At 65.3% G+C, this 18937-nt stretch carries 16 protein-coding genes; 3 read left to right on the top strand and 13 right to left on the bottom strand.

The window, feature by feature from the left end:
* Positions 1–26: 26 nt before the first annotated feature.
* From A5892_RS06175 to ltaE, 3 genes are read right to left on the bottom strand one after another with little or no spacing between them, the layout of a single operon-like run.
* On the bottom strand, positions 27–530 hold the full coding sequence (locus A5892_RS06175; protein WP_150123499.1) for a GNAT family N-acetyltransferase: 504 nt from the start codon (positions 528–530) through the stop codon (positions 27–29).
* Positions 527–1711, bottom strand: a complete 1185-nt coding sequence (locus tag A5892_RS06170) for an alpha-hydroxy acid oxidase (RefSeq protein WP_064122060.1) — start codon at positions 1709–1711, stop codon at positions 527–529. Before A5892_RS06170 ends, A5892_RS06175 begins: the two co-directional genes overlap by 4 nt.
* Before the next feature lie 36 nt (positions 1712–1747).
* Complete coding sequence (gene ltaE / locus A5892_RS06165) at positions 1748–2752, bottom strand: low-specificity L-threonine aldolase (RefSeq protein WP_064122059.1); 1005 nt, start codon at positions 2750–2752, stop codon at positions 1748–1750.
* 142 nt (positions 2753–2894) lie between these two features.
* Between ltaE and dbpA the strand changes: the two genes are divergently transcribed.
* Positions 2895–4286 (top strand): ATP-dependent RNA helicase DbpA, encoded by a 1392-nt coding sequence (dbpA, locus tag A5892_RS06160; RefSeq protein WP_064122058.1) that lies wholly within the window; start codon positions 2895–2897, stop codon positions 4284–4286.
* Between the two features lie 242 nt (positions 4287–4528).
* On the opposite strand, the gene A5892_RS06155 is transcribed toward dbpA, so the two are convergent.
* The 7 genes from A5892_RS06155 to A5892_RS06125 all read right to left on the bottom strand — a co-directional run bounded on the left by A5892_RS06155 (position 4529) and on the right by A5892_RS06125 (position 11074).
* Positions 4529–5410, bottom strand: coding sequence for a TraB/GumN family protein (locus A5892_RS06155; RefSeq protein ID WP_150123498.1), 882 nt, complete (start codon positions 5408–5410; stop codon positions 4529–4531).
* A gap of 41 nt (positions 5411–5451) precedes the next feature.
* The gene (locus A5892_RS06150) at positions 5452–6375 is read right to left on the bottom strand and encodes a bestrophin family protein (protein ID WP_064122056.1); all 924 of its coding nucleotides are present in this window, start codon (positions 6373–6375) and stop codon (positions 5452–5454) included.
* Positions 6376–6518: 143 nt separating this feature from the next.
* The gene (gene speB / locus A5892_RS06145) at positions 6519–7418 is read right to left on the bottom strand and encodes an agmatinase (RefSeq protein ID WP_064122055.1); all 900 of its coding nucleotides are present in this window, start codon (positions 7416–7418) and stop codon (positions 6519–6521) included.
* A 141-nt stretch (positions 7419–7559) separates the two neighbouring features.
* Complete coding sequence (gene modC / locus A5892_RS06140) at positions 7560–8645, bottom strand: molybdenum ABC transporter ATP-binding protein (protein WP_064122054.1); 1086 nt, start codon at positions 8643–8645, stop codon at positions 7560–7562.
* Positions 8642–9337, bottom strand: coding sequence for a molybdate ABC transporter permease subunit (modB, locus tag A5892_RS06135; protein WP_064122053.1), 696 nt, complete (start codon positions 9335–9337; stop codon positions 8642–8644). Before modB ends, modC begins: the two co-directional genes overlap by 4 nt.
* Positions 9338–9347: 10 nt before the next feature.
* A complete protein-coding gene (gene modA / locus A5892_RS06130; RefSeq protein ID WP_064122052.1) occupies positions 9348–10136 on the bottom strand; it encodes a molybdate ABC transporter substrate-binding protein in 789 nt (262 codons plus the stop codon).
* A gap of 566 nt (positions 10137–10702) precedes the next feature.
* Positions 10703–11074 (bottom strand): winged helix-turn-helix domain-containing protein, encoded by a 372-nt coding sequence (locus A5892_RS06125; RefSeq protein WP_064122051.1) that lies wholly within the window; start codon positions 11072–11074, stop codon positions 10703–10705.
* A gap of 97 nt (positions 11075–11171) precedes the next feature.
* Here A5892_RS06125 and A5892_RS06120 point away from each other — a divergent pair, with 97 nt between their 5' ends.
* Positions 11172–11627, top strand: a complete 456-nt coding sequence (locus A5892_RS06120) for a GNAT family acetyltransferase (RefSeq protein ID WP_064122050.1) — start codon at positions 11172–11174, stop codon at positions 11625–11627.
* A gap of 63 nt (positions 11628–11690) precedes the next feature.
* On the opposite strand, the gene A5892_RS06115 is transcribed toward A5892_RS06120, so the two are convergent.
* The 3 genes from A5892_RS06115 to A5892_RS06105 form a co-directional block, all read right to left on the bottom strand.
* A complete protein-coding gene (locus tag A5892_RS06115; RefSeq protein ID WP_064122049.1) occupies positions 11691–12518 on the bottom strand; it encodes an aldo/keto reductase in 828 nt (275 codons plus the stop codon).
* A gap of 149 nt (positions 12519–12667) precedes the next feature.
* Positions 12668–14887, bottom strand: coding sequence for a TonB-dependent receptor domain-containing protein (locus A5892_RS06110; RefSeq protein ID WP_064122048.1), 2220 nt, complete (start codon positions 14885–14887; stop codon positions 12668–12670).
* Positions 14888–15184: 297 nt separating this feature from the next.
* Positions 15185–16306 carry a YncE family protein gene (locus tag A5892_RS06105; RefSeq protein ID WP_064122047.1) on the bottom strand — a complete coding sequence of 374 codons (1122 nt, stop codon included), beginning with the start codon at positions 16304–16306 and terminating at the stop codon, positions 15185–15187.
* A gap of 309 nt (positions 16307–16615) precedes the next feature.
* Between A5892_RS06105 and A5892_RS06100 the strand changes: the two genes are divergently transcribed.
* On the top strand, positions 16616–18859 hold the full coding sequence (locus A5892_RS06100) for a FepA family TonB-dependent siderophore receptor (RefSeq protein WP_082890295.1): 2244 nt from the start codon (positions 16616–16618) through the stop codon (positions 18857–18859).
* Positions 18860–18937 lie beyond the last annotated feature (78 nt).

The raw sequence follows: 18937 nt of genomic DNA, 5'->3' as shown, positions 1-18937 counted from the left end.
GCTCGGGCCAGCGTGGATCGAACATCTCACAGCGCGCGATACATCACGTAGGCGTCGACCAGGCCTTCGCGCGGATGGCGAAAGGCGCCGGGCAGGCGTCCGACGATCTCGAAGCCGTGGCGCTGCCATAGCCGCACTGCGCCTTGATTGGTCGAGACCACGCAGTTGAACTGCATCGCGCGGAAACCGAGCTCGCGGCCCAGCGCCAGGGAGTGCTCGCACATTTGCCCGGCGACGCCGCGCCCACGCGCCTCGAGGGCGACCATGTAGCCGCAGTTGCAGACGTGATCGCCAGGCCCCTGGGCATTGGCCTTGATGTAGTAGCTGCCGAGCACGGTCTCGCGGCCGTCGGCGTCTCGCTCCACTGCGACCAGGGTGCGTTTCGATGCTTCCATCCAGTAGCGGCGCGCGTTCGCCCGATCGATCCCGGGGTCGAGCGCATAGGTCTCGCCGGCGGCGGCGATCGGTTGGAAAAAAGACCAGATCGCGTCGAAGTCCGTATCGACGGCGGGGCGTATCTCCAAGCTCATACGCTCACCTTGTCGTCGAGCTTCTCGGCAGGCAGCGGATAGCTGCCGGGCTTGAGGATACGCAGATCGGCGTCCGCAATGTCGCGCAGGCCGCAGAGCGCCAGACTGATGTCGAGCTCGTTGCGAATGATCTCGAGACAGCGCGAAACACCCTCCTCGCCCAGCGCGCCGAGCCCATAGAGGAAGGGGCGGCCGATGAACACCCCGCGAGCGCCGAGCGCGACCGCGCGCAGTACGTCCTGCCCGGAGCGCACGCCGCCGTCGACGTAGACCTCGGTGCGTGAACCGACCGCCTGGAGCACGTCGGGCAGTGCTTCGATCGAGGCGCAGGCACCGTCGAGCTGGCGCCCGCCGTGGTTGGAGACGATCACCGCATCGGCACCTGCGTCCACCGCACGCTCGGCGTCCTCGGGCTCCATCACCCCCTTGATGATCAGCGGCCCGTTCCAGCGCGCCTTGATCCACTTGACGTCGTCCCACGAAAGCGAGGGATCGAACTGCGAGGCGGTCCACTTCGACAGCGAGCTCAGATCGGTCGCGTCCTTGACGTGGCCGGCGATGTTGCCGAAGGTGCGCCGCTTGGTCCGTGCCATGGCGAAGCACCAGCGCCACTTGGTCGCGAGATCGAGCAGCGTCGCCGGGGTGAGATTCGGCGGCACGGTCAGCCCATTTTTCAGGTCCTTGTGGCGCTGGCCGAGGATCTGCAGGTCGGCGGTGAGCATCAGCGCCGAGCAGCCCGCCGCCTTGGCGCGATCGATCAGGTCGATGACGAAGTCGCGGTCGCGCATGACGTAGAGCTGGAACCAGAACGGCTTGGATACCGCTTCGGCCACGTCCTCGATCGAACAGATGCTCATCGTCGACAGGGTAAAGGGGACGCCGGCCTTCTCCGCCGCACGGGCGGCGAGAATCTCGCCGTCGGCATGCTGCATCCCGGTCAGTCCGGTCGGGGCCAGCGCCACCGGCATCGATACCTGCTGGCCGAGCATCTCGCTTGTCAGCCTGCGGTCGTCCATGTCGACCATCACGCGCTGGCGAAACTTGATCTCCTCGAACGCTGTCTGGTTGGCGCGGTAGGTGCTCTCGGTCCAGGCGCCGGAGTCGGCGTAGTCGTAGAACATTTTCGGCACCCGGCGCTTGGCCAGCCGACGCAGGTCCTCGATGCAGGTGATGGTGCTCATGCCCTCTCCTCGACAGAACTAAGATGACGGGCGGATTCAGCGCCCGAAGTAGGTGGTGAAGGCCGCGATCACCTGGTCGATCTCCTTCTCGCCGATCTCCAGATGGGTCACCAAGCGCGTGCGGCTGCCGACCGAAACGATGATGTCGCGCTCGCGCAGCCATTCGCCGAGCCCCTGCCAGTGCGCCTCGGGTACCTCTAGGAAGACCATGTTGGTGGCCTGGCGCAGCACCTTGACACCCCCGACCTCGGCCAGCCCGGCGGCGAGGCGCTCGGCGTTGCGATGATCATCGGCGAGCCGATCGAACTGATGCTCCAGGGCGTAGAGCCCGGCCGCGGCCATCATCCCCGACTGGCGCATGCCGCCGCCGAGCATCTTGCGCCAACGCACCGATGCTTCGACCAACTCGTGCGAACCGACCAGCAGCGAACCCTGCGGCGCACCGAGGCCCTTGGACAGGCAGATCGACACGGTATCGAACGGCTCGCAAAGGGTGGCGAGGTCGAGACCGCTGGCGACCGCGGCATTACTGATCCGTGCACCGTCGAGATGGGTCGCGAGCCCATAGCGACGCGCCAGCGAGCAGGCCTCGACGATGTAGTCCTGGTCGATCACCTGGCCGCCGAAGGTATTCTCCAGCGCCAGCAGCCGGGTACGGGCGAAATGGAAATTGACTGGTTTGATCGCCTCCTCGAGTTTAGCCAGCGGCAGGCTGCCATCCTCGGCATGCTCGATCGGCTGCGGCTGGATGCTGCCGAGCACCGCAGCGCCGCCGCCCTCGAACTTGTAGGTATGGGCCAGTTGGCCAACCAGATACTCATCGCCTCGCGCGCAGTGGGCCATGATCGCGGCCAGGTTGCTCTGGGTCCCCGAGGGAAAGAACGCCGCCGCCTGCTTGCCGGTGCGCTCGCAGATCATCGCTTGCAGGCGATTGACGCTGGGGTCGTCGCCATAGACGTCGTCGCCGACCGGCGCGTCGCTGATGGCGGCACGCATCGCGGCCGTAGGGCGGGTCACGGTGTCACTACGCAGATCGATCATTGGAGCCTCTGTGAATATTGTCATTGGAGGGGAGTCGCCCGGGGACGGCCGGCTCACGCTGGGCTAAAGTTGTAAGTTACCATATGGACCAGCCTCGCTGGTCGCCATCGCCGGCCCGCCATTCGCCCACCTGGACCGCGCCATGACCCTGGATCGCTTCGACCAGCTTGCTCTTTCCGTCGCGATGCGCGACAACCTCGCCTCGCTCGGCTACACCACGCCGACGCCGGTGCAATCGGCCGCCCTGCCGCCGCTGCTCGAGGGCTTCGATCTGATCGTTCAGGCCCAGACCGGCGGCGGCAAGACCGCAGCTTTCGGTATCGGTCTGCTCGAACGTCTCAACCCCACCCTGGCCGACACCCAGTCGCTGGTGCTCTGCCCGACCCGCGAGCTCGCCGAGCAGGTCGCGAGCGCGCTGCGCCGCATCGCCCGAGCGATCCCCAACGTCAAGATCCTGGCCCTCTGCGGCGGCGTACCGGTCGGCCCTCAGATCGGCTCGCTCGAATACGGCGCGCAGATCGTCGTCGGCACCCCCGGGCGGATCGACGACCTGCTGCGCAAGGGCGCGCTAAAACTCGACCGGCTGCGCGCGCTGGTGCTCGACGAAGCCGACCGGATGCTCGAGATGGGCTTTCGCGAACAGCTCTCGCGAGTGATCGCAGCCACTCCCGAGCATCGGCAGACGCTGCTGTTCTCGGCCACTTTTCCCGAACAGATCGAGGCGCTGAGCGCCGATATCCAACGCGAACCGCGAAGAATCACCATCGCGCCGGAGCAGCGGCTCGAGACGATCACCCAGTACAAGTTCGAAGTCGACGACAAGCCGAGCGCGGTGGCCGCGCTGCTGCACCATTATCTCTACCGGGACGATCCGGCCAATGCCGCCTCGACCATCGTGTTCTGCAATACCAAGCGCGATTGCGATGAGCTCGAGCAGCGCTTGCGCAGCGCTGGATTCAGCGCAGCCTCGCTGCATGGCGATCTCGACCAGCGCAACCGCGACCAGGTACTCGCCCGCTTCAGCAATCGCAGCGTGCTGATCCTGATCGCCACCGACGTCGCCTCTCGCGGGCTCGATATCAAGGACCTCGACGCGGTGATCAACGTAGACCCCGCGCTCGACCCCGACATCCACCTCCACCGTATCGGTCGCACCGGCCGCGCCGGTGCCAGCGGTCTGGCGCTGTCGCTCTACACTGCGCGTGAAGCGCGCCGGATCGAGGCGATCGAAGCGCGCCATGGAGAGATCGACCGAGGACCAGGTGAAGCGCTGCGGGCCGAGGGACGGCCGGCCTACGCGCCGATGGTGACCCTCGACATCGACGGCGGGCGCAAGCACAAACTGCGCCCTGGCGACATCGTCGGCGCGCTGACCCGCGATGGCGCGCTGGACCAGGCCCAGATCGGCAAGATCGCGGTGGGAGAGTTCGCAAGCTACGTCGCGGTCGAGAGCAAGATGGCGAAACGCGCGCTGGTCCAGATCCAGGAGGGGCGGATCAAGGGGCGCCGGTTTCGTGCCCGGCTGCTGTACTGATGTCCCGCGATCTTTAGACTTACTGCGAAGCTGGATTGAAATTTAACCCATGTTATGATCAATCCAGCCCTGCGAGCCCCCTCCCCACCACCGCGCAGGGTCAGGCTCGAGATGCCGATGGCGGGCGGCCTTCCCTTCGCACGTCTTCGCAGAAAGCGCCCGACGAAAGCCCCCTTGCTTGGGGCTTTCGTCGTTTTCGTCCCAACCCTTCTTCCCCACCGACCGAGCCCGTTCAGGCCGTCTCAACGATGGTCGCGCGCCGCTCCTCGATAGGGGCGCACCTCGAAGCCCCGATCGGCGAGCAGGGCGAGCAAGCCCTCGGGACCGACGAGATGCAGCGCGCCGACCATCGCAAGCCTAGGCCCCGGATGCTCGAGCAACCCCTCGAGCCTGGGCAGCCACTCGCGATTGCGCGCCACCAAAAGCGCCTGGTGCAGCAGCGGATAGCGATCTCGCAGCGGGCGCTCGATCGCTTCCAGCGCGGCGAGATCGCCTTGGCGCATTGCGCGTACCGAAGCGCTGGCGAGCGCAGCCGCCTGGACATCCTCTTCGATCGCCTGGCGAATCACCGCATCCGGGGCCACCCGGTCCATTTCCAGCAGCGTCTCGACCTGCCGGTCGACCGCCTCGAGCGCGACCAGCCGCTTGCCTTGCGCACGGGCGCGACGATGGAAGAGCAGATCGAGCGGAGTATCGAAGCCCTGGCTGCGCAACGCCGCCATACCGAGCGACAGCGCGACGTAGCTGGGCCGGAAGCCGCGCATCGCGTCGAAGTCGAGCCCTTTGTCCTCCAGGTGCCCACGCAGCGCGGCCAGCGTCTCGCCATCGAGGTGGTGCTCGAGATGATCCCCCTGCGGATAGGCCAGCCGGGCGCTCAGGCTACGGGCGAAGGAGGGCTCGCCGAAAGCCTCCAGATCGGTCTCGAAGGCTACGCAGCGGGCCGAAGCGAAGGCGCGTTCGTAGCGCCTCGGCAGCGGCAGGTCGGCACCGCGCACCAGATGCATGGTGCCGGCGAGCAGCAGCGTACGACCATCGCGTTCGAGCGCCCACACCGGGCTTCGCCGGGACGCGACACGCCCGAGCATCTGGCCGGCGAACCGGGACAACAACGACGCGATGGACAATTTTCACCTCTCGGCATCCCCGGCGGCGCCGGACAGGTGAATCAAAGTAGCACGTGATTCTTGGGAGTGAGCCTCGGTGGCAGCGGCTCTCCCACCGCCTCCAGCAGTTCGATCTCGATATTGCGCGCCATCGCGTTCAACGGCAGGTCGTTGGCCTCGGTGCCGAAAGGCGAGGCCAGCTCCTCGGAGAGCGCGTCGAAACCGAAGAAAGTGTAGGCGATGATCGCCGAAATCACTGGCGTGGCGAGCCCCAGCGCGGCCACCAGCCCCCAGGGCAGCAGCAAGCAGTAAAGGTAGGCGGTGCGGTGGAGCAGCAGCATGTAGGCGAAGGGAAGCGGGGTGTTGAGGATTCGCTCGCAGCTGCCGTAAGCGAGCGACAGCGAGTTGACGCTGGTGTTGAGATCGCGCAGCGCGATATCGGATATCTCACCGCGTCGAAAGCAGCCGCCCAACTCTTGGCCGATCAAGTGCAAAATCCCGGCGGGCAGGTTGCCGCGGCCAGCGAGCATCGTGCGATCGGCGGCGCTCAAATGGTCATCGAGCAGGTGCCAGGGATCGATCCCACGCATGCGATTTCGCGCCGCATGGACGAAGGCGGCATTGAGATGGGCGATGCGCCTGAGCCGCTGGCGACCTTCCGGCACCTCGAAGTCGAGCAGGGTCGCCAACTGGCGGCTCAGGTTGCGGCTGTCGATCAGCATCTGACCCCACTGCCTGCGGCCCTCCCACCAGCGGTCGTAGCTCGCATTGTTGCGAAAGCCGAGAAACAGCGAAAGCGAGATACCCAGCAGGGTGAAAGGCGCGGTGGTGTAGTCCGGGAACAGGTCGGGGAAATACTTGTGCAGCTCGGCGACCAGCAGCGCGAGCAGGGTGATGATCAGCACCTTGGGCAGGATCTTGGGCAGGATCGAGCCACGCACGACGAGAAAAAGCCTGAGGAAACCAGGATTGCGACGAACGATCATCGAGACTCACGCGACCGCACAGGGCGGCCTCAAGGGGCAGAAGGAGGGCGCCACGCTCACCATTCATCGGCGAGCATGGCGTAACGATAATGATCGCGCCAGGCGCCATCGATGAACAGATAGCGCCCGTCGGTTTTACTGGTTCATCCACGCAGCATGGCGACGAAGGTCCACAGCAGGTTGGCCGCGGCCAGCGAGGTGATCCCGGCGTGATCGTACGGCGGCGATACCTCGACCACGTCCATGCCGAGCAGCTCGAACTCTCGCAGCGACTCGATCAGCTCGAGCGCCTTCATCGTGGTGATGCCGCCAATCTCCGGCGTACCGGTGCCGGGCGCATGGGCGGGATCGAGCACATCGATGTCGAAAGTGACGTAGATCGGCGCATCGCCGATCCGCTCGCGGACCAGCGCCCGCAGCCCGTCACCGTCGAGCGCCATCAGCGCGCGGGAGTCGCACCAATAGCCTCCCTGACCGGCCAGCCAGTCGCGGGTCTCCGGATCGACCGGCGAGCGCAGGCCGAGGCTCAGGGTCTTGGACGGGTCGACCACACCCTCCTCGATCGCATTGCGCAAGAAGGTGCCATGGCCGATCTCGTCGCCGAAGTGATCCTTCCAGGTATCGCAGTGAGCATCGAAGTGGAGCAGCGCCAGCGGGCCGCCCTGGCGCTTGGCGTGGGCCCGCAGCACGCCGAGGGTGGTGAGATGGTCGCCGCCGGCGAAGATCAGCCGCCGGCCGGGCACCGCCTCGAGCGCACGCGAGACCGCCTCCTCGATCTGGCCGAGCGCGTCCTCCTGGCCGACGTGGGTGATCGCCACATCGCCAAGATCGCTGACCAGCGCACAGGGGTCGGTCTCGAAACGCGGATGGGCGCCATCGGTGAGCATCAGGCTGGCCTGACGGACCCCGCTGGGGCCGAGCCGGCAGCCGGGCCGGAAGGTGACCGAGCAGTCGTAGGGCAAGCCGAGGAAACCGACCGGACGCGCGGCGTCCAACGGCGTCTTGAGAAAAGTCGCGATACCTTGATAGGGCATACCGAACATGACGACTCCCAGGGGTAGCAAAGGACGAAGGCAGCGAGGAAAGAGGGCCGCGAAACGAAGCCAGGGTGGAGCGCTCACTGGCACACCCTATCGCGCGCATCCTGCCGTCAAGCGCGGCGTTACGCAATCCTAAGCACCAACTCAGCGTTGCCGACTTGCCTGGGGACGTCCAGGAATCAGCCTGAGCATCGCGCCCGGAGCCGGGGCGAGCCGCTCGAACGCCTCTCTCGCCACCCTCGCCCTCAACCGCTGGCCCGCGAGTTCGACCACTATCTCGACCAGCCCTGGGTCACGCCGGCTGGGCACCTGGGCTACGAATCGCGCAGCGAGCGTACCCGGGGCGCCTGGCGGCGAGAGCTCCACCGCGTCGGCGGCGAACCGTAGCCTCATCTTGGTGCCGACCGGCGCATCGACACCGAGCGCGGCGAGCGCTTGCCCGTCATCGAACGCCAACCGGCCAAGACGCGTGCCTCGTGCTTCCTCGACCACCGTGGCCTCGAGCAGCGAGGCACCGTCGAAACCGTCGAGGCGCGCTTCGAGATCGAGCCGGCCGAGCACCGCCGGCAGCGCCCCCTCGTCGACCACGCGACCGCGCTCGAGCAAAAGCAGATGGTCGGCGAGCGCGATCACCTCCTCCGGATCATGGCTGACCAGCACCATCGGCAGCGCCAGCTCGGCGGCGAGGCGCTGGAGATAATCGATCAGTTCGCCCTTGCGCGAACCGTCGAGTCCGCTCAGCGGCTCGTCGAGCAGCAGCAGCCGTGGGGCGCTGAGCAGCGCCCGGCCTATCGCCACCCGCCGCGCCTCGCCGCCGGAGAGCGTCGCCGGCCAGCGTTCGAGCAGCGTATCGAGGCCGAGCAGCGTAACGACGTCATCGAAGCGCGAGGGCGTATCCGAGCGCAGCCCATAACAGAGGTTGCCGCGCACGCGATAATGGGGAAACAGCCGGGGCTCCTGGAACACCACGCCGATGCGGCGGCGATGCACCGCCACCCAGCGGCGACCAGCGACGTCGACCAGCGGCTCGCCACCGAGCCGGACATGGCCACGATCGGGCCGGTCGAGCCCGCTGATCAAGCGCAGCAAACTGGTCTTGCCGCTGCCCGAGGGGCCGAACAGCGCGCTCACGCCCTGCCCCGGCAAGATCGAGCTGAGCTCGAGATCGAAGTCGCCGAGACGCTTGGCGCAGTGCAGATCGAGCACTGGCCCGGCACGATGCTCGCTCATTTGTCCCGCCCCTCCAGCCGCCTGCGCGCGCGACGCGCCAGCGCCTCGGAGATGATCAACGAACACATCGCGATGACGATCGCGATCACGCACAGCCGGGCCGCTGCGTCCTCGCGCCCGGGCGACTGGATCAGGGTATAGAGCGCCAGCGGCAGGGTCCGGGTTTCGCCAGGGATGTTAGAGGCGAAGGTGATCGTCGCGCCGAATTCCGACAGTGCGCGGGCGAAGGCGAGCACCGTGCCAGTGAGCAGCCCCGGTATCGCGAGCGGCAAGGTGATGGTGAGCAACGTGCGCAGTCGCCCAGCGCCCAAGGTTCGCGCCGCGGCCTCGAGCCCTGGGTCGACCGCCTCGAGCGACAGGCGCACCGCCCGCACCAGCAGCGGGAATGCCATCACCGCACCGGCCACCGCCGCGCCTTGCCAGGTGAACGGCAGGCGCAGGCCGAACAGCTCGTAGAGCCATTGTCCAAGCGGCGCCTGGCGCCCTAGCGAGATCAGCAGCAGGTAGCCGACCACCACCGGCGGCAGCACCAGCGGCAGATGCACCAAGCCATCGACCAGCGCCTTGCCGGGAAAGTCACGGCGAGCCAGCAGCCAGGCGAGTGCGATGCCGGGCACGAGGATCAGCGACACCGCGGTGACCGCGATCAGCAGGCTGAGACGGATCGTCTCCCATTCGAACTCACTGAGCATCGGAATCGCGCTACTCGGCTACGGCCGCTGAGAACCCGTACTGCTCGAATACCGCCAGGCCATCGGCGCTGGCAAGCCAGGCACGCAGCGCCTGCGCCGCAGCGCTGGGGGTGTCACCGACCAGCGCTATCGGATAGGTGATCGGCGGATGGCTATCGGTGGGAAACAGCCCGATCAGGCGCACCCCTTCGCTCGCCTTGGCATCGGTTGAGTAGACCACGCCGAGAGGCACCTCGCCCTGCTCGACCAGCGCCAGCGCACCGCGCACGTTGTCGGCGCGAGCCAGGCGAGGTTCGAGCTCCTGCCACTCGCCGAGATGCTCGAAGGCCTGGCGGGCGTAGATGCCCGCCGGCACGTGGTCCGGGTCCCCCACCGCGAGGCGTTCATCGTCGCCGAGCAGCGGCAGCAGCCTGTGTTCAGCGTCGGGGATGAAGTCTTCGAGGGTCGAGTCCCGCGGCGCGATCAGCGCCAGCCGGTTGGCGAGCAGGTCGCCGCGCTCACCCAGCGTCTCGCCCTGCTCACCGAGCCAGTCCATCCACTGCTGGTCGGCGGAGATGAACAGGTCAGCCGCGGCACCACCCACGATCTGGCGCGCCGCGGTCGACGAGGAGGCGTAGACGGTCTGGACTTCGACATCGGGATGCTGCTGCTGATAGCGCTCGACGGCAGCGTCGAGCGCATCGGAGAGCGAGGCTGCGGCGAAAACCCGGACCTGATCCGCATACGCCAGGGAGCTGGTCGCAAGCGAAGCGCAGCAGAGAGTCAGGGCAAGGCCCAGGGAGCGAAACGGCGAAGACATTGGCAGTTGTCCGTACGGATGGAAGAGGCGCCGCTATATCCATAGATACATAGCGGAGATCGACCCACTATAACCGCGCTCCCGACGCCGGCCAAATCCATTGGAGATTCCCGTAGAAACCCACGCTCGACCCGCCCCGAGCCCCCTTCGACTCGCCTCGCTCAGGTTGCTCGAATGTCGATGGAGCCGCTCAAAGTGAGCGCTCGAGGAACGAGGGCCGTCGAACCACGGCCTTACCGCCACCGCCCGATCCCTCGACTGGCGCCCCTCATTGCCGAGCCGGTGCTCGATCTTGGCGCGTATGGGCGCCGCTCGGGACGAACGGTCAGGGGCTAACGCCAAGACCCGACTTCTCCACACCGTTCGTGTCCTTCGGCTCGCTTCGCTCGCTCAGGATGCTCGGATAGCCGGCGAGGAACGAGCCGAGTCGAACCACAGCCTCGGCGCCACCCTCTGATCCCTCGACTGGCGCCCCTCATTGCCGAGCCGGTGCTCGACCTTAGCGCGTACGGCGCCGCTCGGGACGAACGGGCTTAAGGTCACTAAGCAGGATTCGAAAGGAATGCTCACGTCGCCGCGGGCTTCAAAAGCTTGCCGAGCGCGTCGAGCTCATCGCGGGCGGCCTCATCGAGGTGCAGGGAGAGCGCGCGCAGCCGGGCCAGCAGCGCTACGCCGAAGGGCGTCAATCGAGCACCGCCGCGCTGGTGACCACCGCTCGAGGTGACCACCACCGGCTCGACCAGACAGCGATTCATGGTCTCGACCAGCTGCCATGCCTTCTTGTAGCTGAGCCCCATCGATCGGCTCGCGGCGGAGATCGAACCATGGCGCTCTATCGCTTCGAGCAGGTCCATCTTGCCCGAGCCGAGGGTCAGCTCGTCGCTCAGGCTCAGCCGAATCCGCAGACGCGGCGTGTTGGTTGTTCTCCGCTCGACCATCTCGCTCTCCTCGGTACGCGCATCCCGCTCATGAACGGCGCTATCCTTCTCGCAGCAGCAACCACTGGCAACCCCCTTTTTCGCCAAGGAGTCAGAAATGCCATCTCGCTTCGCCATCCGCCCCTTCGAAACCCATGATACCGAAGCGGTGGTCGCGCTCTGGCGAAGCGCCGGGCTGACTCGACCGTGGAATGACCCCTACCTCGACATCCAGCGCAAACTCGACGAGGACCCGGCGCTTTTTTTGATCACTGAATGCGAAGGACGCCCGGTCGCGAGCGCGATGTTCGGCTACGACGGCCACCGGGGCTGGCTCTACTACTTGGCGGTGGAGCCTTCGCTGCGCGGACGCGGCCATGCCCGCGCGCTGATCGAGGAGGGCGAACGGCTGCTGCTCGAGCGCGGATGTCCCAAGCTGCACTTGATGGTGCGTCGGGAAAATGCGCAGGTCATCGAGCTGTACCGCCATCTCGGCTACGCCGAGGTGGAGACGGTGACACTGGGCAAACGGCTGATCGAAGACGACCCCACCGGCGTACCCTCGACGCACTGACAATGCATAAGCGCGCCCTCGAAGGGCGCGCTGGTTGGTCGCAATCGCACTACGCGGTGATGGTCAGTTGAGCGTCGCCGGATCAGCGCCCATGCGCTCACCGCGATCGAGCGTGGCGATCGCCTTCATCTCGTCGGCGTCGAGCGAGAAGTCGAAGATATCGGCGTTCTCCTTGATCCGCGCCGGCGTCACCGATTTCGGGAAGATCACCGAGCCGAGCTCCAGGTGCCAGCGCAGGATCACCTGAGCCGCGCTCTTGCCATGGCGGGCCGCGATCACCGCGATCTTTTCGTTCTGCAGCAGCTCCCCGCCCTGCGCCAGCGGACTCCAGGCCTCGGTGACGATGTTGTGACTGCGGTTGAATTCGCGCAGCTGGTTCTGCTGCAGCAGCGGATGCACTTCGATCTGGTTGATCACCGGCGCGACGCCGGTCTCGGCGTTGAGCCGCTCGATGTCCTCGGGACGGAAATTGGACACCCCGATCGAGCGAATCCGCCCCTCGTCGCGCAGGCGAATGAATGCCTTCCAGGTGTCGACGAAGCGGTCGTTGGCAGGGCAAGGCCAGTGGATCAGGTAGAGATCAAGATAGTCGAGACCGAGCTTGCCCGTGCTCTCATCGAAGGCGGCGAGCGTGGAGTCGAAGCCCTGCTTCTCGTTCCACAGCTTGGTGGTGATGAACAGCTCCTCGCGGGGAATGCCAGCGTTTGCGATCGCCTGGCCGACCCCCTCCTCGTTACCGTAGGCCGCTGCGGTGTCGATATGGCGATAGCCAAGCTCGAATGCAGTGGCCACGGTCTTGGCGGTCTGGTCGGCCGGGGTCTTCCAGACCCCGAGACCGAACTGCGGAATCGAATGGCCATCGCTCAAGGTGATACTGGGAATGCTAGGCATCGATTGCTCCTTTGATAGACCTTACGTCGCCTAATGTAGGACGACGATTCGTCTTTCAAGTTCAGCACAGATTGCCCGCGCGGCCAAATCTCCCCGCCTCGCGCACGCCGCCCTTGACAGGGCGGACGTGGACGCGAAACTCCGTCGAATCAGAACTGGTAGTTGGCGGAGAGCCAGAATCGACGGCCTTCATGATAGACGCCAGTGGTGGACTGGGCAGTCTGGGTGTAGTGGAAAGCGGGATACTCGACACCGTTCCAGGTGTAGGTGTCATAACGGCCGAAGTCCTTGTCGAACAGGTTGTAGATCATCCCGTTGAGCCGGACGTTTTCGGACAGCCGGTAGGAGGCGCCAAGGTTGAACAGCGTGTAGCCCTTGATCTTGTTGCCCGCCTGTTCATAGAGGGCGAGGTTCTGCCCCGAGGTCGGGGCACCGCCGGCGAAGCGCTCGCGGGAAGAGTAGTACTCCCCTTCGATCCAAGTGCTCAACCGATCGGTGGCGTCCCACAGCAGCGTAGCGTTGAGCTTGTGCTTCGGTGCGTTGCTCAACACAAGCCCCTGCTCCGCACCCGACTTGATCTCGGTATCGGTCCAGGTGTAGCCGCCGCTGAGCTCCCAGGCAGGGTTGAATCGATAGGCCGCGGTCAGCTCGAGACCCCGGGTCTCGGCCTCGTCGATGTTGATCAGCTGGCTGAATTCGGTCTGCTGGGAGAAGTTGCCGACAGTGATGCAGCCCGGCACGTTGCCGGCGGGATTCAGACAGTTGGGAATCCCCTCGCCGCTGGCGATACGGTCGGTGAATCGGTTGTAGAAGATCGTCGCGCCAGCGGAGAAGCCGGCGTTATTGTCGTACAGCGCGGCCAGCTCGTAGTTGGTGCTCTTCTCCGGTTCGAGATCGGGCGAACCGAGCGTGACCGTGGCGCCCTGCCCGCCGAAGCCGGTGATGCCGTCGTGCAATTGGTTGAGCGTAGGCGTCTTGTAGCCACGTCCTACCCCACCCTTGAAGGTCCAGCTGTCGGTCGCCTCCCATACCAGGTAACCACGCGGGCTGAAGTGGCCTCCGAAGGCGTCGTGATGCTCGTAGCGTCCGCCCAGCGTCAGTGCCAGGTCATCCCTCAGCCACCATTCATCCTCGGTGAACAGTGCCCAGGTGTCCTGTTCGAACGACTCGCTTCCCGCCGCGCCATCGGTCAGCTTGCCATCGGTGTACTGGCCGCCGACCGTGACCATGTGCGAACCCAGCGGCATGACGAACTTGGTGTCGAAGACGAGATCGCGGTTTTCAAGCGTTCTCCGTTCGCCACCCTCGGCCTCATAGCCATACTCAGGCGCACTGCCCCGGGGAAGGGTACGGCCGAGGGTTTCCGTCTCGGTGCGCATGATGCTGGACTCGAGGGTACCCAGCCGGTATCGCCCGGTGTGACCGAAGGATATCTGGTCGCGGTTGAAGCGCAGCGTGTCCTCGTAGCCGTTGATGTTGGTGTAGTTGGGCGGCAGGCTGCGATCGAGCACGCCAAGCCGGCTATCCGCATTGTCGTAGCGCTGCCGCGAGCGATCCAGGTCGAGCCACAGCTCGTCGCGCTCATTGGGCGTGAAGCTGAAGCGGCCACCGATGGAGTAGTTCAGCGCCTCTCCCGGCCGGGGATCACGGGTCGGGTTGGCGTTGGGATTCTGCGGCACCAGCCGCTCGGAGGCATCGCGATCGAACACTCGTCCACGCAGCTGCACGCCCAGCCGGTCGCGCACCAGCGGCCCGGTAGTGAAGAAGTTGACGGTCGAGTCATCGCCGGCATCGCTGTGCTGTTGCCAGGTGTGGGCCACCGACGCCGAGCCGCTCCAGCTGTCGCCGACCGGTTTGGTGATGATGTTGATCACCCCGCCCATGGCATCCGACCCATAGAGCGTCGACATCGGCCCGCGAATGACTTCGATTCGCTCGATCGCGGAGAGCGGTGGCATGAAGCTGGTGGAGGTCTCGCCGAAGCCGTTCGGCGTGATGTCGCCGGAGGTGTTCTGCCGCCTGCCGTCGATCAGAATCAGGGTGTACTGGGAGGGCATGCCGCGAATGCTGATGTTGAGACCGCCGGTCTTGCCGGTGCCGCTGCGCACGTCGACGCCGGGTACATCGGCGAGCGCCTCGGCGATGTTGCTGAAGCTCTTGCGCTCGAGCTCCTCGGCGTCGACCACGCTGATCGAGGCAGGCGCGCTGCGCAGGCTCTGCTCGAAGCCGGAGGCGGTGACCACCATGGTGTCGAGCGTATGGGAAGAGGGATCGGTTTGCGCCATCGCGGGAGCGGCGTGAGCCAACAGGGCGGATAGCGGCGCGAGACTGCTGAGCGCGACGAGGCGCTGGAATGGTTGATCGGACATACGGTTCCCTTGGATTGGCCATCGCCTTCAGGCGACTTGTAGGAATAATCGACGATGCATCGCCGATGCGAAGCGAGCTCAAATGAGAATGAGAAGATAAGGCAGCTCTCAAGCGAACAACCTGCGATGAGCATTAACGACGGGCCAGGCAAAGCAGTATTCAACTGTGAAAAAGCTTTGCCGGCGGCAAGCGTGCCGCGCAGAAACGCAAACGCCGGCCCATGAGGGCCGGCGATCGGTGGCAACGAGAAAGATCAGCTCACCACACCCGGCCTCGGCCGGGTGCTAGCGCCCCGATCAGGGCGACAGGGTGTAGACGATGTCTCCCTGGCGGGTTTCCCCGGTCTCGCGATTGTTGTAGGTCCGGCTGGAGACGAACACCCGGTCGCTGGCGGCGTCGATCTCGAGGCTATTGGGCATCGGCGGCGCTTCCAGTTCGCTCACCCGCGCGTAATCCTGGGTATCGAACACCTCGACGGTACCGCCCTGCCGATTGGTCACGTAGAGCCGCTGGCGTTCGGTATCGACACGCACGTCGAGCGCCATCTCGCCGGCTTCTATGGTGTGCAGCAGTTCACCGTCGGTCGCATTCAGCACGCTGACCGTGCCGGAGCCCATGTTGGTGACGAACAGGCGATTACCGTCCGGGTCGTATGCCACGTTGATCGGCCGCTCTCCACCGCTGGCGAAGCGATCGATCACCTCGCCGTTTTGGCTATCGATCACCAGCACCTGGCCGTCACCCATCGCCGTGGCGTAGAGCCGTTCGCCGTCCGGCGATAGGGCGAGCCCAGCCACACCCTTGCCAAGGCCGTCGAAGGTGTCGAGCAGCGTGAAGGCGCCACCGTCGACCTTCCAGATCATGCTGTTGCCCTCGTCGTTGAAGCCAACGCCGGAGACATAGACCAGGTCATTGCGCTCATCGACCACCACCTTGCGCGGTTGCACCGGGCGCTCTTCCCTGGCGCGCGCGGCTTCGACATCGCTCAGCTGCAGGGTGGCGGTCTCGTCCCCGGCGCCCAATTTGACTGAAGTGAGGGTGCCTGCCCGCGCGTTGCTGGCATAGAGCACCCGGCTTGCATGGTTGAGCGCGAGGCCGTGATTGTAGTTCGGCGTGGTGATGGTGCGCTCGAGCGCGAGGTTATCTGCATCGAGGACGAAAATCCGGCCATCGCCGCTGTCCCCACGGCCACCACCCACCGCTACGTAGAGCGCATCGCCAGCTGGATCATAGGCAAGCTCATAGATACCGCCTTCGAGCTGGGCCTGGGCGCTCACCCGCAGCGCTGCGGCTGACGCTGTCGACGCGGTCTGTGCCGCGGCGATCGGCGAGCTCACCGTGGCGAAGCCGAGCAGCATGACACCACCGGAAAACAGCGCAACGCGAAGGGCTTGGGCAAGTGGGGTGCGGCGGGTCATCGGTGAATCCTCTGCAGCGGTCGCCTCAACCGGCGACGAATGGCGTGATGGAAGAAATCTTCTGACGCTTGGGCGCGGTAGCCGAGGCTAGCCCAATCGATAGATCGACTCAATCGAAATATATTCTCATCCAATGCTCCAACAAGATTTCTTATTCTTAACTTAACCAAACAAACCCCCAGTTGTGCCTGAAGATAAAAACGAAAATGATAAGGATTATCACAAAATACACATTCCGCTCTTAATCCCAGCACGCCGGAGCCTCCGTTAGAGAGGCGGGCAACGGATCACTTCAGGAACAAGGGAATCATGATCACGACACGTCGCCACCCGATGGCCATCGCCGTCGCGTTGGGTCTCGGCCTCGGGTGCACCACCGCCTACGCCCAGACCGCAACCGACCCGCTCGAACAGGCCGCCCGCAGTGAAGAAGAAAGCAATACCGCGCTCAGTCTGGATGAGATCGTCGTGCTCGGCACCGCCGCCGAGCAGACCCGCCAGATGCCCGGGGTTTCGATCATCGGTGAACAGGAGCTCGAGCGCCGTCCGCCGGCCAACGATCTTTCCGAGATCATCCGTCGCCAGCCCGGGGTCAACCTCACCGGCAACTCGGCGACCGGCCAGTACGGCAACAACCGCCAGATCGATCTGCGCGGGATGGGTCCCGAGAACACGTTGATCATGATCGACGGCAGGCCGGTGCTGTCGCGCAACGCGGTGCGCATGGGCCGCAGCGGCGAACGTAACACTCGCGGCGACAGCAACTGGGTGCCCGCCGAGGCGATCGAGCGGATCGAGGTGATTCGCGGCCCGGCCGCCGCACGCTACGGCTCCGGCGCCTCCGGCGGGGTGGTCAATATCATCACCCGGCCGCCGACCGACAAGCACAGCGCGACCCTCACTGCCTATAGCAAGATGCCCGAGAACGGCGACGAAGGCTCGAGCCAGCGCGCGGGGTTCGTCTTCTCCGGCCCGCTGTCGCGGACCCTCTCCTATCGGATGTTCGGCAACCTGAACAAGACCGACGCCGACTCGCTCGATCTCAACCGCCGCTTCCAGGTCGACCCCAACCCGCCGCCCGCGGGTCGCGAGGGGGTAGAGAACAAGGACATCAACGGCCTGCTGCGCTGGCAGCTCGCCGACAACCAGAGCCTCGAGTTCGAGGCAGGCTATGCGCGCCAGGGCAACATCTTCGCCGGTGAATGGGCTGGCGCCAGCAATGCCCCCTATGCGGCAGAGCTGTGGGGCGAAGAAACCAACGTGATGTACCGGCGCACTCTCGCCATCACCCACCGCGGTGAATGGGACTTCGGCAGTTCGCGAATCACCCTGCAGCAGGAGAACACCCGCAACTACCGGCTTGGCGAAGGTCTCGCCGGCGGCGGCGAGGGCACCATCAGCCCGACCTCGACCTGGAACCAGTCTGAGCTCGATAACTACTATTTCAACGGTGAGCTGGACATGCCGATCACCGGGGGCCGCTTCAACCAGGTGGTCACCGTCGGCACCACTCTGACCCGCGAGAAACTCGACGACCCCTACTCGGTCACCTCGTCACCGGATGTCACCGACTTCCCCCAGACGCGTAACGGCAGCGCCCAGACCGACGCCGACAACTACGCGGCCTATCTCGAGGACAACATCGAGCTCACCGAGCGGCTGATCGTCACCCCGGGCATCCGCTTCGATCATCACACCGAGTTCGGCGACAACTGGAGCCCGAGCCTCAACGGCTCGTTCGCAGTCACCGACGCCGTCACCGTGCAGGCCGGCGTGGCCAGGGCGTTCAAGGCACCGAACCTTTATCAATCGAATCCCAACTACATCTACACCACCATGGGCAACGGCTGCCCCGATGGCGTGAGCGGCCCCTGCTACATCCAGGGCAACGCCAATCTCGAGGCAGAGACCAGCCTCAACAAAGAGATCGGTATCTCCTACGTCGAGAACGGCTGGAACACCGGCCTGACCTACTTCCATAACGACTACAAGAACAAGATCGTCGCCGGCCTCGGCAGCGGCGGCGACGTCACCTCGGTGCCCAGCGGCGGAAACGTCTATCAATGGACCAACGCCTCCAAGGCGGTGGTGCAAGGGCTCGAGGGTAATGTCAATGTGCCGCTGCTCGGCCCTGACGGCACCGTGCTGAGCTGGAACAACAACCTCACTTACATGATCGAGAACCGCAACAAGGACACCCGCGAGCCGCTGTCGGTGATTCCCAAGTACACGCTCAACTCATCGCTCGACTGGCAGGCGACCGATCAGCTGTTCCTCGCCGCCACGGTGACCCACTATGGCCGGCAGGAGCCGCGTCATCGGACCTCCTCAGGGGCCGACGCGGCGGGCACGGCGCTGAGCAAGCGTGGTTCCTACACGCTGTTCGGGCTCAACGCCAGCTACGAGGTCAATGATAACTTGAGCCTCTCGGCGGGGATCGACAACCTGTTCGACAAGCAGATCTATCGTCAGTCCTCCCAAGGCCAGACCGGTGCCAACAGCTACAACGAGCCCGGCCGCGCCTACTGGGTGAGCATGACCAGTCGTTTCTAAGCCACAGAGCTCCCTCGGGCCCCACCGCCTGGCGCGGTGCGGGCCCGATTTATTGATCGCGCCGTGGCAAACGCACGC

The organism is Halotalea alkalilenta (assembly GCF_001648175.1).
GTDB classification, from domain to species: Bacteria; Pseudomonadota; Gammaproteobacteria; order Pseudomonadales; family Halomonadaceae; genus Halotalea; species Halotalea alkalilenta_A.
Note: the sequence above shows the minus strand (reverse complement) of the source record. Positions and strands in the feature narration are given on the sequence as shown.

What these genes read in the sequence shown, in the direction of transcription:
- ltaE (WP_064122059.1), bottom strand. Translation starts at nt 2,752, where the DNA reads ATGATCGATCTGCGTAGTGACACCGTGACCCGCCCTACGGCCGCGATG.
- modA (WP_064122052.1), bottom strand. Translation starts at nt 10,136, where the DNA reads ATGTCTTCGCCGTTTCGCTCCCTGGGCCTTGCCCTGACTCTCTGCTGC.
- dbpA (WP_064122058.1), top strand. Translation starts at nt 2,895, where the DNA reads ATGACCCTGGATCGCTTCGACCAGCTTGCTCTTTCCGTCGCGATGCGC.
- A5892_RS06120 (WP_064122050.1), top strand. Translation starts at nt 11,172, where the DNA reads ATGCCATCTCGCTTCGCCATCCGCCCCTTCGAAACCCATGATACCGAA.
- A5892_RS06100 (WP_082890295.1), top strand. Translation starts at nt 16,616, where the DNA reads ATGATCACGACACGTCGCCACCCGATGGCCATCGCCGTCGCGTTGGGT.
- A5892_RS06150 (WP_064122056.1), bottom strand. Translation starts at nt 6,375, where the DNA reads ATGATCGTTCGTCGCAATCCTGGTTTCCTCAGGCTTTTTCTCGTCGTG.
- modC (WP_064122054.1), bottom strand. Translation starts at nt 8,645, where the DNA reads ATGAGCGAGCATCGTGCCGGGCCAGTGCTCGATCTGCACTGCGCCAAG.
- A5892_RS06105 (WP_064122047.1), bottom strand. Translation starts at nt 16,306, where the DNA reads ATGACCCGCCGCACCCCACTTGCCCAAGCCCTTCGCGTTGCGCTGTTT.
- A5892_RS06115 (WP_064122049.1), bottom strand. Translation starts at nt 12,518, where the DNA reads ATGCCTAGCATTCCCAGTATCACCTTGAGCGATGGCCATTCGATTCCG.
- modB (WP_064122053.1), bottom strand. Translation starts at nt 9,337, where the DNA reads ATGCTCAGTGAGTTCGAATGGGAGACGATCCGTCTCAGCCTGCTGATC.
- A5892_RS06175 (WP_150123499.1), bottom strand. Translation starts at nt 530, where the DNA reads ATGAGCTTGGAGATACGCCCCGCCGTCGATACGGACTTCGACGCGATC.
- speB (WP_064122055.1), bottom strand. Translation starts at nt 7,418, where the DNA reads ATGTTCGGTATGCCCTATCAAGGTATCGCGACTTTTCTCAAGACGCCG.
- A5892_RS06110 (WP_064122048.1), bottom strand. Translation starts at nt 14,887, where the DNA reads ATGTCCGATCAACCATTCCAGCGCCTCGTCGCGCTCAGCAGTCTCGCG.
- A5892_RS06170 (WP_064122060.1), bottom strand. Translation starts at nt 1,711, where the DNA reads ATGAGCACCATCACCTGCATCGAGGACCTGCGTCGGCTGGCCAAGCGC.
- A5892_RS06125 (WP_064122051.1), bottom strand. Translation starts at nt 11,074, where the DNA reads ATGGTCGAGCGGAGAACAACCAACACGCCGCGTCTGCGGATTCGGCTG.